The organism is Shewanella sp. N2AIL (assembly GCF_022690845.1).
Classification (GTDB): domain Bacteria; phylum Pseudomonadota; class Gammaproteobacteria; order Enterobacterales; family Shewanellaceae; genus Shewanella; species Shewanella baltica.
This window is the reverse complement of sequence record NZ_JALBYT010000005.1, coordinates 127858-143032: the sequence shown is the minus strand read 5'-3', so window position 1 is coordinate 143032 and position 15175 is coordinate 127858. Positions and strand designations below refer to the sequence as shown.

The 15175-nt window shown below is 48.9% G+C and carries 13 protein-coding genes; 8 read left to right on the top strand and 5 right to left on the bottom strand.

What is annotated here, in order from left to right; genetic code table 11:
- The 4 genes from MO387_RS05335 to MO387_RS05320 all read right to left on the bottom strand — a co-directional run bounded on the left by MO387_RS05335 (position 1) and on the right by MO387_RS05320 (position 3676).
- Entirely contained in the window at positions 1 to 699 is a 699-nt protein-coding gene (locus tag MO387_RS05335) for a TrkA family potassium uptake protein (protein WP_107946162.1), read from the bottom strand.
- 46 nt (positions 700 to 745) lie between these two features.
- Positions 746 to 1435 carry a response regulator transcription factor gene (locus tag MO387_RS05330; protein ID WP_107946163.1) on the bottom strand — a complete coding sequence of 230 codons (690 nt, stop codon included), beginning with the start codon at positions 1433 to 1435 and terminating at the stop codon, positions 746 to 748.
- On the bottom strand, positions 1436 to 2482 hold the full coding sequence (locus MO387_RS05325) for an ATP-binding protein (RefSeq protein ID WP_012196484.1): 1047 nt from the start codon (positions 2480 to 2482) through the stop codon (positions 1436 to 1438).
- Between the two features lie 270 nt (positions 2483 to 2752).
- Complete coding sequence (locus MO387_RS05320; protein ID WP_107946164.1) at positions 2753 to 3676, bottom strand: pirin family protein; 924 nt, start codon at positions 3674 to 3676, stop codon at positions 2753 to 2755.
- A 526-nt stretch (positions 3677 to 4202) separates the two neighbouring features.
- Between MO387_RS05320 and MO387_RS05315 the strand changes: the two genes are divergently transcribed.
- The 7 genes from MO387_RS05315 to MO387_RS05285 all read left to right on the top strand — a co-directional run bounded on the left by MO387_RS05315 (position 4203) and on the right by MO387_RS05285 (position 12072).
- Positions 4203 to 5876 carry a sensor histidine kinase gene (locus MO387_RS05315; protein WP_325050866.1) on the top strand — a complete coding sequence of 558 codons (1674 nt, stop codon included), beginning with the start codon at positions 4203 to 4205 and terminating at the stop codon, positions 5874 to 5876.
- Positions 5870 to 6601: a LytTR family DNA-binding domain-containing protein gene (locus tag MO387_RS05310; RefSeq protein WP_006083764.1), complete on the top strand. Its 732-nt coding sequence runs from the start codon at positions 5870 to 5872 to the stop codon at positions 6599 to 6601. Before MO387_RS05315 ends, MO387_RS05310 begins: the two co-directional genes overlap by 7 nt.
- A 107-nt stretch (positions 6602 to 6708) precedes the next feature.
- Complete coding sequence (locus tag MO387_RS05305) at positions 6709 to 7953, top strand: MFS transporter (RefSeq protein WP_107946165.1); 1245 nt, start codon at positions 6709 to 6711, stop codon at positions 7951 to 7953.
- Positions 7954 to 8087: 134 nt separating this feature from the next.
- Positions 8088 to 8825, top strand: a complete 738-nt coding sequence (locus tag MO387_RS05300; RefSeq protein WP_006084819.1) for a sulfite exporter TauE/SafE family protein — start codon at positions 8088 to 8090, stop codon at positions 8823 to 8825.
- Between the two features lie 136 nt (positions 8826 to 8961).
- On the top strand, positions 8962 to 9426 hold the full coding sequence (locus MO387_RS05295; RefSeq protein WP_014620907.1) for an NlpC/P60 family protein: 465 nt from the start codon (positions 8962 to 8964) through the stop codon (positions 9424 to 9426).
- 58 nt (positions 9427 to 9484) lie between these two features.
- Positions 9485 to 10948: an MFS transporter gene (locus tag MO387_RS05290; RefSeq protein WP_107946166.1), complete on the top strand. Its 1464-nt coding sequence runs from the start codon at positions 9485 to 9487 to the stop codon at positions 10946 to 10948.
- Positions 10949 to 11040: 92 nt separating this feature from the next.
- A complete protein-coding gene (locus MO387_RS05285; RefSeq protein ID WP_107946167.1) occupies positions 11041 to 12072 on the top strand; it encodes a LacI family DNA-binding transcriptional regulator in 1032 nt (343 codons plus the stop codon).
- 114 nt (positions 12073 to 12186) lie between these two features.
- Here the strand turns inward: MO387_RS05285 and gtfA are convergent, their stop codons facing one another.
- Positions 12187 to 13665: a sucrose phosphorylase gene (gtfA, locus tag MO387_RS05280; RefSeq protein ID WP_107946168.1), complete on the bottom strand. Its 1479-nt coding sequence runs from the start codon at positions 13663 to 13665 to the stop codon at positions 12187 to 12189.
- Between the two features lie 264 nt (positions 13666 to 13929).
- Here gtfA and MO387_RS05275 point away from each other — a divergent pair, with 264 nt between their 5' ends.
- Entirely contained in the window at positions 13930 to 15150 is a 1221-nt protein-coding gene (locus tag MO387_RS05275) for an MFS transporter (protein ID WP_006083757.1), read from the top strand.
- The last annotated feature ends 25 nt before the right edge of the window (positions 15151 to 15175 follow it).

Sequence of the window (15175 nt, the reverse complement as noted above, 5' to 3'; positions counted from 1 at the left end):
TTACACCAACCTTGGCGCGAGCTGTTTTAACTCGGCACGGCTACCGCAAAGGAATAAGGCATCCTCTGTGTGCAAGGTAAAATCGCTATCAATCTTGCTAAATACGCTCTGCTCACGTTTGACCATTAACGGCGCGACTTTGCCCTTAGGGCTGCGTTGCACGTTAGTTTGCTCATCAGTGTTTTTCTCTTGCAAGTTCCCCAGCAGCTGGCCAACTGTGGCTTGATGCAAATGGGCTTTAATATGGATTTCAACAATATAGAGCCCATCGCCGATAGCGAGAAAGTTATTAACCATAGGGTAGTTTAGCGACTGGGCGACGCGGACCCCCATATCTTCTTCAGGGTGGATAATCCGAGTAACATCGAGTTTAGACAATATGGTGTGGTGCGCCTTATTGCTGGCTTTAACCCAAATATTTTGCACGCCGAGATTTTTCAGTGCCAGGGTGCACAGCAGGCTCGATTGCATATCAAAACCGATAGCGACAATCACAACTTCGCTACTGGCAAGATCGAGTTCCCTTAGTGACGCCTCATCAGCGCAATCGCAAATTACGGCTTCTGTAAGAATTTCTACATATTTTTCAACAGCTTTATGGTCATTATCGACACCTGTAACCGTATGACCTAAGTGGATCAGTTCTCGGCTCACGGCGACGCCGAAGCGGCCTAATCCAATAACGGTAAAATGCGCCATACAAACATCCTTTTATGATTTTTTGAAAGTGTTGATGATAAAAACGTTATTTTTGACTCATGTCAGTCAAGCGATAGCCGAGTCCCGCTTCTGTCTTGATCAGTTGTTGCTCTGTGCTGTCGTTAAGCTTTTTGCGTAACTGACTGACCAGAATCCGCAGATAATGACTGTCTTCTGTATGGGTTTCGCCCCAAATATCCCGCAGTAATTCGGTTTGTTTCACTAATTGACCGGGGTGAGCCATTAAGGTCTCAATCAGGGCGAATTCCTTTTTAGTTAAGGCGATTTCTTGCTGGTCGAGCCAAAGCTGGTGGGTACTTTTTTGCAGCTTAAGTGCGCCAAATTGCAGCACATCACTCAAGGCGGGTTCGTCCACTAAGTCGCGGACTAATACCTTAATGCGCGCGATTAACTCCCTGATCCCAAATGGCTTGCTGAGATAATCATTGGCGCCCGCTTCCAATAGGCGGATTTTCTCTTCCTCTTGATCGCGGGCGGTTAAGATAAGCACGGGCACTTTGTCATGCTGCCGTAGGGTTTGCAGCAAGCTGATGCCATCGCCGTCGGGTAAGCCAAGGTCGAGCACTAACACGTGTGGCCGCTGTGCTTGATATTGGGCGAGGGCAGAGGCAATCGAGGCGGCGCCATGATATTCAAAGCCTTCCGCTTCTAACGATATCCGCATAAAAGTGTGAATTTGCACTTCATCATCGACAACCAGCACCTTGTAAGCCATTTATTGCTCTCCCTTTTTAATCGGCAAAGCAATACGAATAAGACTGCCCTTAGCCACAGGTTCGGCGCTGATCTGGCCGCCATGGGCGGTAATTATGCCCTTCGCAACGGCAAGCCCAAGGCCTGCGCCGCCATCGGTGGAGGGATGCTGGCGATAAAAGAGTTCAAAAATAGCCTGCGCCTCTGCGGCGGCGATGCCTACGCCCTCATCTTGAATATCTAACCGCAGCATATCGCCCTGCTGGTAAGCTTTTACTGTGACGGGTTTATCTAAGGGCGAATAGCGCAGCGCATTATCCAGCACATTAAAAATGGCCTGTTCAATCAAAGAGCTGCTGATCATCAGCGGCGGCAGTTCGGCCTCGCTGTCGATAACAATTCGCGGCTGCGCGGCGGGAAAGCGGCCGATAGCTTGGTGCAACACATTCATCATGGCGTCTTCACTCAGGCTGAACTTGAGGGCGCCGTGTTGTAACTTAGTGGCCTGTAACAGGTTTTCGATATATTGATGCAGACGATGACTCTCGGCGGCCGCGCTATCAATCAGCTCAGTCTTTTGCGACGCACTGAGCTTAGGCATGTATTCCTTAAGTGTCGTCAGGGTGCCTATGATGGTCGAGAGCGGCGTGCGTAAGTCATGGGAAACCGACAATAAGATGCTGTTGCGTAACTGAGCTTGTTCGAGTGCAGCTTGCTGGCGGCGATAAAGTTCGGCCAATTTGCTGGTGGTCAGGGCGACAAGTAAAAACACAGTTAGATTGAGAATGTCCTCAAGATTGAACATCTGTAGCGAATAGCGCGGCGTGGTAAACAGAAAATTAAAGCTTGTCGCCTCAAACACAGCAGCAAAATAGGCAAAGTTAGCGTTGCATTGCAGGGCCACTGCGACCACGGCCAATTGTAAGATCAGCAGCACGGCTATGGTGGAGCCTGCAAAATAATCGATAAATGCACTGCTAAAAATCGCAATAACCAGCACTGTGCCGGTAAAAAATGTTGGGTGCGAACGCCAGTATTGAGTCATGGGAGCCGCTATGGATGAAGTCATGGATAGAAAGACGCATATAAAGAAAGTGTCTGTACTCTAGCAAAGCCATTTTAAGATAGCGCGTAAAAAATCCGTAAAATTTATAGCCCTGTGAGTGGCTTAGCGTGCAGTTTGCTCGGGCTGTTCTCGCGCACTCATATCAAACTGCGAGCTAATAATCAGGCTTACCCCATAAACTTATGGGGTAAGCCATTCTAGGCGTGGGCCGTTATCGGATTGATGCTAATGGGCTCGCTATCAAGTATTTGCCTGCCATTCTTTAGCTGAAGATCACCAAGGTATCGGCGGTGGCACTAAGCGCTTGCCCTCATAGCCGGGCACAGTATCAAAACGTGTCGAGTGGGCTTCCCAATCCGCTTGAGCCTGAGCGATTTCGTCTTTGCTATGGCCAACAAAATTCCACCAAATACTGACAGGGTCGGCCAGTGGCGCGCCGCCAATCAGCAATATGCGGCAACCCGCGTCGAGTTCGACAGTGACGCTTTCGCGTAACATCCCCAGATAGGCGAGGTCGTTATTGTTGAAGCTTTGGTCATCGATGCGGAAAAAGCCTTCGAGTGGCATGAGGGCATATTCAAAACTCGGGTCGAGAGTCAGAGTGAGCTCAGTGTTTTCGGCGGCAAATAAATCCATCGCCACTATCGGCGAGAAGTGCAATGTGGGCGCCTGTTGATGCTGCCAACTGCCAATCAGTAGGGTGAAATCAACGCCCGCATCGTGCCAAGTGGGGAGTTCGGGATAGTGATCGAATCTCGGAGTTGTGTCTTTATGCTCAAGCGGCAGGGCAATCCACAGCTGCGCCGCGTGCATAGTGCTATGGCCAGCGACGGATTCTTCGGTGTGGGCGATACCGTGTCCGGCGGTCATCAAGTTAACTTGTTTAGGGCGGATCACTTGGGCGCTGCCGAGACTGTCCTTGTGCATGATTTCGCCTTCGAGCATCCAAGTAAAAGTTTGCAGCCCAATGTGCGGATGCTGGCCAACGTTTAGCTCAGGGCCGTCGGTGACTGGGCCAATATGGTCGAGGAAACACCAAGGGCCGATAAGACGACGCTCTTTTTGTGGGATCGCCCGTGCGACGGGAATGCCGCCGACATCACTTATTTTGGGGGAAATTCGTTGAACTTGAATGCGGCCATTTTCAATAGGGCATTCCTTAGGGCCACCATAAAACTGTGCTTGAACTTCACTCATGTTCGCTCCTTATTCCTTTGCGAGGACACACTTAGTTAGTGTTAGTCTGGCATGCTGAACTGGTTTCAGATCCCATCTTGCATTCGAGCCGAAGGTTTTAGCTTCGGGTATTCCCGTGGATTTTGCAAATCGACGCAGTCATATGGTTGGGTAATTGAGCTGTTAAAATCGCCCTTGGATAACTCTGTTAACCCAATTCAAACGTGAATATGTGACTGAGCCCGCGTGTATGGGAGTTTTTGCTGTCCTTTACTTTAGCAAGCCTGTATTTATGTGGGGCATTAGCGTTTGATGTTTTACTCGAGCCGTAATAGCGGACGAGTTCTGGGTTAGTCTCGGTGATTTTTATCCTTCACGCGTTAAGTCAGATCTGCAAAATCGAGTCTATCTTTTATCGGTACCGGTGTTGGCGGCGACATTGCCAGCCTAAGCCGTAATCCATTCAGCATACTGCTTAACACTAACACAGATAGAATTCACATATAGAATTAGGCTGTCACTCAGCGTGATTGATTAAGGGGAAAGCGTGCTCGAAAATCAAATGATGTTACTGGCGGTATTTGAACGGGCGGCCTTGATGCTGATGACCTTGTTCTTTTTAACCCGCACTCGACCGTTCCAGCGTTTATTCCAAAAGCGTAATCACACTCCCGCAGAGCTGGTCTCAGTGGCGGCGATATTTTGCTTATTTGCGGTGTTCAGTACCTATACCGGCATTGAGGTTGAAGGCGCGTTGGTCAACGTGCGGATTATCGCGATTATTTCCGGCGGGATATTATTTGGCCCTTGGGTTGGTATTCCCGCGGGCGTGCTGTCGGGGCTGCATAGATATCTGATTGATATGGATGGTGATACCTCTATTCCGTGTTTAATCGCCAGCATTATTGCCGGTCTAATGGCGACCTGGATTTACTACAAATGCCCCAAATCTAAGTTATGGATTTATGGCATTGTGGCGGGCATGTTGTGCGAAACGCTGACCATGTTGTTGATTTGGTTGCTGACAGAGCCACACGAGGTGGGCGTTGAGATAGTCAGTCATATTGCCTATCCCATGATTGCGGGCACTGTGTGTATCGGACTGATTATTAAGCTAGTGCAGGACCTCGACGATGAGAAAGAGCTCATTGCCGCTAAGCAGGCCAAGCTCGCGCTGGATATCGCCAATAAAACCTTACCTTTCTTCCGCAAAATTGACCGCCATGCCTTAGAGCAAGTGTGCGCCGTTATCCGTAATGAGATCCATGCCGATGCCGTGGCCATTACTGATACTCGCGATGTATTGGCCTATATGGGCGTTGGCAAAGATTACTACGAGGTCGATGGTCATCAAGCGATTAGCGAGATGACTCAAAGGGCGATAGAGCTAGATCAAAACATTATTAACAACGACTTACGCCAATATCATTTATCGGATTTTCATTCGGTCATCATAATCCCGCTGCGTGAAAACGGCACTGTGAGCGGTACGCTGAAGATTTATTATCGCAATAACTATCGGATTACCAGCTCGCTGCGAGAGATGGCGGTGGGCTTGTCGCAGTTGATTTCGACCCAGATGGAAGTGTCGCGTATCGAGCAACTGCAGGAGATGACCCGCAAGGCGGAGTTTACTGCGCTGCAGAGCAAGATTAACCCGCACTTTTTATTTAATGCCCTCAATGCGATTTCTTCTCTGATCCGAATTCGGCCGCAGCAGGCGCGGGAGTTGATTGCCAATCTGGCCGATTATCTGCGCTATAACCTAGCCAAGGGCGATGAGTTGATTGATATCCAAGAGGAAGTCAAACAAGTACGCGATTATGTGGCGATTGAGCAAGCGCGCTTTGGCGACAAGCTTGAAGTGGTGTTCGATGTCGACGATGTGCATTTTTGTGTACCTTGCCTCTTGTTGCAGCCGCTGGTGGAAAACGCCATTTTGCACGGCATTCAGCCGCGCAGTGCGCCGGGTAGAGTGACCATAGAAGTGAAAAAACTCGATTCTGGCATTCGCGTGGCCGTGCGTGACACAGGTTATGGCATCAGCCAAGAGGTGATAGATGGCGTCGCCGCGGGTCGCATAGAAAGCAGCAGTATTGGGCTGATGAATGTGCACCAGAGGGTGAAGTTATTGTACGGCGAAGGGCTGCAGCTTAAACGGCTGGAACCGGGGACTGAAGTCAGCTTTTATTTACCGGAAAATGAGGCGCAAGTATGTTAAAAGCCATCATAGTTGAAGATGAATATCTGGCCCGTGAGGAGCTGGAGTATTTAGTAAAGAGCCACAGTGAGATAGACATAGTGGCAAGCTTTGAAGATGGCTTGGAGGCCTTTAAATATCTGCAGGATCATGAGGTTGATGTGGTGTTTTTGGATATCCAAATTCCGTCTATCGATGGCCTATTGTTGGCGAAGAATCTGCATAAATCGACCCATCCACCCCATGTGGTGTTTGTCACTGCCTATAAAGAATTTGCGGTAGAAGCGTTTGAGCTTGAAGCTTTTGATTATATTCTCAAGCCCTACAATGAGCCGCGGATCATCAGCTTATTGCAGAAGATTGAACAGGCGGGGCGGCAAGCGCCAAAGCCGCAACATGAAGCCGCGAGTAATGCGAGTCGTACCGTGAACTTAGTCAAAGGGGAGCGGATTATCGTTACGCCTTGCGAGCAAATTTATTACGCCGAGGCCGATGAAAAACTGACCTATGTGTATACCCGCACCGACCGTTATGTGATGCAGATGACCATTAGCGAGTTTGTCAGCCGCTTGCCCGCCGAGGGCTTTTTCCGCTGCCACCGTTCCTATTGCGTCAATATCAACAAGATCCGCGAAATCGTGCCTTGGTTCAATAGTACTTACCTGATCCGATTGCATGATTTGTCGTTCGAGGTGCCCGTTAGCCGTAGTAATATTAAGGCTTTTCGACAGCTGATGAGGCTGTAATTGTCATTCATTCCTGCAGATCTGTATTTCATGCCTTAATTGATCGGCGCGAATGGCATCTCTCTTATAGTGGACTCAATTCCTGATCCCCTAAAGCGAGATGCATCATGACTAAAGAGATGAACCGTACTCGGTACCTGACCTTAGTTGGTACTATTATCACCCAGTTTGCACTCGGCTCAGTTTACACTTGGAGCCTGTTCAATGCGCAGTTGGCTGCTAAGCTCGACGAGCCTGTCAGCCAAGTGGCGTTTGTATTTGGTTTGCTGAGTTTGTCTTTGGCCGTGGCGTCTTCCATGGCGGGCAAATTACAGGAACGCTTCGGCGTGCGTAATGTCACCTTAGGCGCAGGCCTATTACTTGGGCTGGGTTTCTTACTCACAGCCCAAGCCAGTAACTTGATGATGCTTTATCTTTGCGCAGGGATTTTAGTGGGCTTTGCCGATGGCACTGGCTACTTGATGACCTTGTCTAACTGCGTGAAGTGGTTCCCCGAACGCAAAGGGCTGATTTCGGCGTTAGCGATTGGCGCCTATGGTCTAGGTAGTCTTGGATTTAAGTACATCAACGTGCTGTTACTCGAAAATACTGGCCTTGAAACCACCTTCCAACAGTGGGGCCTGATCGCCATGGCGCTGGTGTTATGTGGCGGTATGTTGATGAAAGATGCGCCTGCACAATCAGCCGCAAGTCAGCAGGCCGAAAGCCGCGACTTCACCCTCGCAGAAGCCATGCGTAAGCCGCAATACTGGATGCTGGCGCTGATGTTCCTGTCTGCCTGTATGAGTGGTTTGTATGTGATTGGTGTGGCTAAAGATATCGGCGAGAAGATGGTCGACTTGCCTGTACTGGTCGCCGCCAATGCTGTTGCTGTGATTGCTATGGCGAACCTCAGTGGTCGTTTAGTGCTGGGTATTCTGTCGGACAAAATCCCCCGCATTCGCGTTATTTCACTGGCGCAGATCATCACCTTAGTAGGTATGGTGTTACTGTTGTTCATTCCTTTGAATGCTAACCTGTTCTTCGTCGCGGTCGCCTGCGTTGCCTTTAGTTTTGGTGGCACTATTACTGTTTATCCCTCACTGGTGAGCGACTTCTTCGGCCTGAATAACCTGACTAAAAACTATGGGGTTATCTACTTAGGTTTTGGTGTCGGCAGCATTATCGGTTCGATTGTCGCCTCGTTATTCGGTGGCTTTATTGCGACCTTCAACGTGATTTTAGTGCTGCTGGTGGTGGCGTTAGTGATGTCATTAACCATACGTTTACCAGAACCTAAAAACCCAGTGTCAGCCAAGAAAGCGACTAAGAGTACACCGCGCTTAGTGAACATGACGGCAGAATCGGCTTAAGCACACACACTTAGTCCGGCTTAGCCAAAAGCTAAAACAAAAATCCGCAGCTAAATGGCTGCGGATTTTTTGCTTTTTTATCACCTCAACAACAGGTAACTTGATAGCCATAAAGCGTTATTCAGGATGTGTTGATGTTAACGGACCCTCTTTTTTGGTTGGTGGCTATACCCGCAGTGTTGATTACGGGGATTTCTAAATCCGGTTTTGCGGGTGGCGTGGGCGGCTTAACTGTCCCGCTATTGGCGCTGGCCATTAGCCCTACCACAGCGGCGGCGCTTATGTTGCCGCTGCTGATTTATATGGATTTTTTGAGTGTGCGTTCTTGGTGGGGGCAACATAATCCGCGTCATTTATGGATATTACTGCCCGCGGCGATAGTGGGTATTTTTATCGCTTATCTGTTGTTTGATAGGTTGAATGAAGAATATCTTCGGGCGATTTTAGGTTGTGTGTCCCTTGGTTTTGGTTTGTATGGTTTGATTCTGGGGGATAAAACCCAAGCATCACCTTCACCTCTGGTAGGGCGCTTGTGTGGCTTAACTGCGGGATTTACTAGCTTTGTTGCCCATGCGGGCGGGCCGCCACTCAACGCTTATTTGTTACCGCTGCGTTTGGCTAAGGCAGAATTTTTAGCCACGGCTGTGGTATTTTTTGCTGTGGTAAATCTGGTCAAGCTTATCCCCTACAGTTTGCTTGGGCAGATTAACCAAGAGAATATTTTAGTTTCTCTGTTACTGGTGCCGCTGGCATGGTTAGGGGTAAAGCTAGGTCTGTTTATTCAAGATAAAATTAACGACAGGTTATTTAAGCGCATCATATTGATTTTAATGGTGCTGGTGGGCGTGCGTTTATTGTGGACGGCGTTATAGTTTTAAGCTTTGGGTTACATTAGTCTGCTAGAGTGCGCGGGTGTTGGGGCATTTTGATCCCCAGCCGCCCTGAATTTACCTGATAAAAACTCAAAATTACGTTACTGTGAAATCTGCCTGCAATGAGTTTGAAGCTATGAAACGATTACTGATAATTATCTTAGCCTTAGGCCTTGGTGCTTGTGCTAGCGCGCCAGAACCTAAGCCTGTGGTAAAGCAAGTTGAACCCGCCACGGTTTGGAACGATAGCAATATCTCCGAACTGCATTCTGAGTGGCGCGGTGTGCCCTATCGTTTAGGCGGTGGCACTAAGCGGGGCATAGATTGCTCGGCCTTTGTGTCGGTCGCCTATCAGAAGATGTTGGGTATGACCTTGCCGCGCACGGTTGAAGAACAACAAGCACTAGGAAAACCTGTGCCGAGAAATCAACTGCGCAAGGGCGACTTAGTATTTTTCAAGACAGGTTGGAGCACACACCATGTTGGCATTTATGTGGGAGACGATAATTTTCTCCATGTTTCCACTAGCCAAGGGGTGAAGATTTCGAGCCTGCATAACAGTTATTGGGCGTCTAAGTATTGGAATGCACGGCGAATTTAGCACATCTTCTTTATGCACTTTCTTTTTGCACTTGGGCTGATGAGTTAGCGGAGACAATATGTCCTTAGAGCCTGCGTTATCCCAGAGTGACCCTTTACCTACTTCTGTTTTTCTCGCCATTTTCTCGGCTGTATTCTTGCCCATGTTTTTGGCGGCAGTCGATCAAACCTTACTCGCCACGGCGACGCCAGCCATAGTTGAAGATCTTGGCGGCCTGCGCCAAGCCTCGTGGATCACTATCGGTTATATGCTGGCGATGGCCGCTTCTGTGCCGATTTATGGCTGGTTAGGGGATAACTTCGGTCGCGCGAAAATCCTGATGATCGCCATAGTGATTTTTGCACTGGGTTCCATCGTTTCGGCGAGTGCGGGCACTATGGATCACATGATCGCCGGACGTATCTTGCAGGGCATGGGCGGTGGCGGCTTGATGAGTTTGTCTCAATCTTTGATTGGCGAGTTAGTTCCCATTCGGCAGCGGGCACGTTTCCAAGGCTATTTTGCTGCTATGTTTACCCTAGCGAGTGTTGGCGGCCCTGTCATTGGCGGTATTGTGGTGCACGCCTATTCGTGGCATTGGCTATTTTGGGCGAATATTCCACTGGCCATGCTGGCGGTATGGCGACTCAATGGGCTGCATAAGCGCAGCGTTAAACCCGTACGTCAAGGCAAGTTTGATTTAGTGGGCGTGGTCTTGTTTCCGACCATTATCACCGCACTCTTATATTGGTTATCTGTGGCGGGGCAAGAATTTGCTTGGCTTTCTGCGACTAGCTTAGGCTTTGCCGTTTTTGTGGTGTTCGGCATTTTAGGCTTGTTATTGTGGGAGCGGCGATTGGCTAGCCCGTTTCTGCCGTTAGATTTACTGGCGAAGAAGGCCGTGTATATGCCACTGTTGACGGCGGCGTTGTTTGCGGCCTGTTTGTTTGCGATGATTTTCTTCCTGCCGATTTATCTGCAAGTGGGTTTACACACTAATCCCGCCAAAACCGGTTTGCTGCTCTTGCCTATGACCTTTGGTATTGTTACTGGCTCGACGATTGCGGGCCGACTATTAAGTAAAGATGTCGCGCCTAAGTGGTTGCCGACCTTTGGTATGGGCTTAGCTTTCATCGGCTTGTTATTGATTAGCTTTGTGCCGCCTAATGCCAATGTGATCGGCGGCTTAGGTGTGTTGGTCGGAATAGGATTAGGGACTGTGATGCCGAGTGTGCAGCTCGTAGTGCAGAGCGTGTCGGGCAAGGCGCGACTCAGCCAGATCACGGCTATGGTGTCACTGTGTCGTTCTATGGGGGCAGCTATCGGTACTGCGCTGTTTAGCGTGCTGCTTTATAGTCTGTTGCCACTCACGGGTTCTGAACTTGGCATCGCCGCCATTAAAACATTGCCGACAGAGGTGGTGCATCAAGCCTTCCAGTACGGATTTATGGCCGCTGCGGGTGTGGCATTGTGTGCCGCGATAGTCGGTTTTTTATCCCCTGCAACGGCATTAAAAGATCACGATAGCGAAACTGCGCATTAAGTCTAGATTTGCAGGTGCACGACCCATTTAAGCCGTGTACTATTTGCGCTGAGCCGTATTTTTGTGGCCTTATTCGATTCCAGGACATAAGCATGACAACAACAAAACACTGGACCCTAAAGAGCATAGCCAACGAGTTGGGTGTCTCTAATGCCACTGTTTCTAACGCGTTTAATCGCCCCGACCAATTATCTGAAAAACGTCGTAACGACATTTTAGCTGCCTGCACTAAGTTGGGATATTTCGGACCAAATAAAGCGGCTCAATCCCTACGTAAGGGCAAGTTCGATACTGTCGCCTTGGTACTGTCGGACAGCGTGGAATACATGGTGTCCGATCCCGTCGCCAGTAAATTTATGAAGGGCGTGGCCTCTGTCTTGGAGCAAGAAAAGCTCAATTTGCTGCTGTTTTCGGGCAGTTCGGACAGCGTGAATGCGGTGGCCGACTTTGTGGATGGCTTTATTTGTTATGGTCGCCCGCGTAATGCCCTGTTGGCCGAGCAGTTAAAGCAGGTCAAGAAAAAGGTCGTCACCGTCGATTTTGATATCCACCGCAATGCATCAGTGAGCATAGACAATAAGTTAGCCGCCTATGAAGTGGCGAAACTGGCATTGCAGTCACCCGCAGACAATGTGGCTATTTTGGGGCTACGTTTGCTCGATACCCACTTAACGTGCCGCGTGTATGATCTGAATTTGTTAGAAATCGACACCTCAGTTGCCCATCAAAGATTACAGGGTTACTTGCAAGCGATTGAAGAAGTGAGCGTTATTCTGGGGCAGGACCGCATTTGGAATATCCCCGAGAGCAATGCCGACTATGCGGCGATAGCGGCAAAAGAAGCGTTGAATTCGACTCCACGGCCGAATGTGTTTTTATGCATGAGTGACTTAATCGCCTTGAGTGTGCTCGGTGAGGCGCAGGCCATGGGGCTGAATGTTCCTGAAGATGTGCGAGTCGTGGGCTTTGATGGCATAGATGAAGGCACACGTTCAAATCCGCCGTTAACGACAGTCTATCAATATTCTGAGCAGAAGGGCCGAAAAGCGGCGCAAATGTTTGTTAGTGATGCCGTGCATGCGGAAGTCTTGGGCTATGAATTACGTCTCGGTAAGAGCTGCTAGTCTCTACATCTTTTAACTAAAAAAGGCGCATTCAATGCGCCTTTTTGCTATCTCAACACTATGTCGCTTAGCTTGAACTTAAACCTAAGCTCAAGTCCGAACAGGAACGCAAGCTTATGCTTGAGCCAACAGTTTTGATAACGACACTTGTGTCTCTTTACCTTGCTTATCTAAAAGGATGATTTGGCCCTCTTTATTGGCAAAGTCGAGGGTGAGACTCGCCTGAGCCTCGGCCGCTGTCCAAGATAAAGTTAACGTGCGTTCTGCTGATGCCATCGTAAAGCGGCCATCGAAGGCAGGGCTGCTATTACGCAGTTTAATCAGCTGAGTCAGCGCCTTAACGACAGGTTTCTGCATGGCTTGCTGCACTTTTTCACGGTTCAAGTAAGGGCGATTGATATCGCGACCGACATGGGTTTTGTTGAGCAGATCCATATCGTTTGGAATCGCCAGCAGACCCGCGTAATACACCTGCGGAATACCGGGTGCGAAAAACTGAATCGCCCGCGCCATCAAATAATCTAGGTCATTCTGACCGAGGGCATCGTAATAGGTGCAGTTGATTTGATACAAATCGACGTTGCTGGCGGCCGCGCCTGTGGCTTGTAGACTCTCGCCCTTACTGTTGCCATGTATGGTTTCAACCAGATTATCGATTTGATTTTCGGTCAATAATCCGCGCAAGCCATCCATAGGGCCGACGTCGATAATGCCGATGCCGTCGTGGGTGTCGAGTACGGTGATGCAGTTGCGCGGCGCCATTTCCAGCCAATGGGTCAAGGCTTGGCAATCTTGGCTAAACAGCGTGTGCAAGATGAGCGGTGGCAGGGCGAAGTCGTACACCATGTCGACCCGCTTGGCGATCTCGACCTGAGTCATGTGGTGCGAATGAATTTCGGCCAGCGTTGTCATACCTAACGCATTGGCTTGCTTAGCTAACTTATCCACGAACTCGAAGGACTCTTCAATCATAAAGCAGCTAGTGCCGGGCTTTTTAATTGCATAACCCGCAGCATCTAAGCGGATCAGATTCACTTTACTGTGGTCGAAACGCGCCAGCACTCGGTTTAAATAATCTTTACCCGCGGCGGAATGAACGTCGATATCGATTTGATTGCGGGTAAAGGTGGTCCAAAACTCTTCGGTCGAGCCATCGGCTAAGGTGTAAGTGCTAAAACAACTGCCCGGACGCGGACGATAGATAGCGGCTTGATCTTGCTCGCTTAACCCCTCAGGAAATACCTTGTCTTTGGTTAAAAACAAATCCCAGTAAGTCGATTGTTTGCCGTGCTTGAGCACGTCTTTAAATTCTGGCGATTCGGCGGACATGTGGTTAACGATAAGGTCGGCCATGATGTCGTAGTCGTCACCAATGCGTTTAACGTCATCCCAATTGCCTAAGCGTGAATCGACTTGCACATGGTCTATCGGATCGAAGCCCGCATCGCTGCCGTCAATGGGGAAATAGAAAGGCAAAAGATGTACGCCGCCGAATAGACCTTGCAACTCGTCATCGAGTAGCGCTTTGAGCTCCTTGAGCCCTGCATTGGTAATTCTGTCGACATAGGTGATCAGTTGCACTTGGTTTTTCATACTTTGCCCACGCTTGAGTTGTCTTTTTAGAGTAAAGGTTTATGGCAATCCTTTAATTGATTGCACAACTAAACTTAATCGATTAAGTTGTATATTTAACCAATATGAAACATTATTCAAGTGGTTTGTTGGATTTTTGAGTTAGTCTCAAGTTTTGGGGGAGGCTGGCTCACTGCTGTACACAACATAAAAACTAAAACGCTCTCTTAATGCTGCCACTTAGTAAGAGGGTGCTTAGTTATAATAACGATAAGGTGAAATGGTATGGTAAGTGATTCAAAAGGTTGCGATAACCGCAATCACACCCGTATTCGGGTACTCACATATTTAATGTTTTTCATGTTCGCTATGACCTCAGATGCCGTGGGTGTCATTATTCCAGAGCTGATATCCCAGTTTGGTTTGTCCATGTCGCAGGCCAGTGCTTTCCATTATATGCCGATGATTTTTATCGCGATGAGTGGACTGTTTTTAGGCTTCTTAGCAGATAAGATTGGGCGTAAGTTAACCATTCTATTGGGGTTATTATTATTCGCGCTCGCCTGCTTTATGTTCGCGCTGGGGGAATCGTTTTACTATTTCTTGTTCCTACTTGCCTTTGTCGGCACGGCGATTGGCGTCTTTAAAACCGGCGCACTCGGGCTTATCGGCGATATCTCGACTTCCTCAAAACAGCATTCGAGCACTATGAATACGGTGGAGGGCTACTTTGGTGTCGGCGCCATGATAGGGCCGGCCATCGTCAGTTATTTACTGATCAGCGGCGTTTCTTGGAAGTATCTGTATTTTGGCGCTGGTTGTTTCTGTTTAGTGCTGTGCTGGTTAGCTTATCGGGCTGACTATCCGCAAATTAAGCGCTCCTCGACGGATGCCATTAACCTTGCCAGCACCTTTAAGATGATGAAAAACCCTTATGCATTAGGGTTTTCACTCGCGATAGGTTTATATGTTGCCACCGAAGTGGCGATTTACGTGTGGATGCCGACCTTGCTGCAAAGCTATCAAGGCGATTACACCACGCTTGCGGCCTATGCCCTGACGATCTTCTTTACCCTGCGTGCGGGTGGGCGCTTTTTAGGGGGTTGGGTGCTCGATCGCTTCCCGTGGCAGCAAGTAATGTTCTGGTTTAGCTTCGCGATAAGTGCTTGTTATCTCGGGTCTATGATCTACGGTATTGAAGCGGCAGTCGTCTTGTTGCCCTTGTCTGGGCTGTTTATGTCGATGATGTATCCCACACTTAATTCTAAGGGGATTAGCTGTTTCCCCGTGGATCAGCATGGCTCTGTGGCTGGGGTGATTTTGTTTTTTACTGCCGTGTCCGCTGCCGTTGGGCCCTTGTTGATGGGGTTAGTGGGCGATATTTTCGGCCATGTTAAATATGGCTTCTACCTCGCCACTGGTTTTGCCATTTTGTTATGCCTCTTGAGCGGATTTAATCTCGTTAAAGATCCTGCCCGCCATTTGTTAACGGCTGAAGCGCACTAATTTGGGCTGTGACAGAAAATATTTT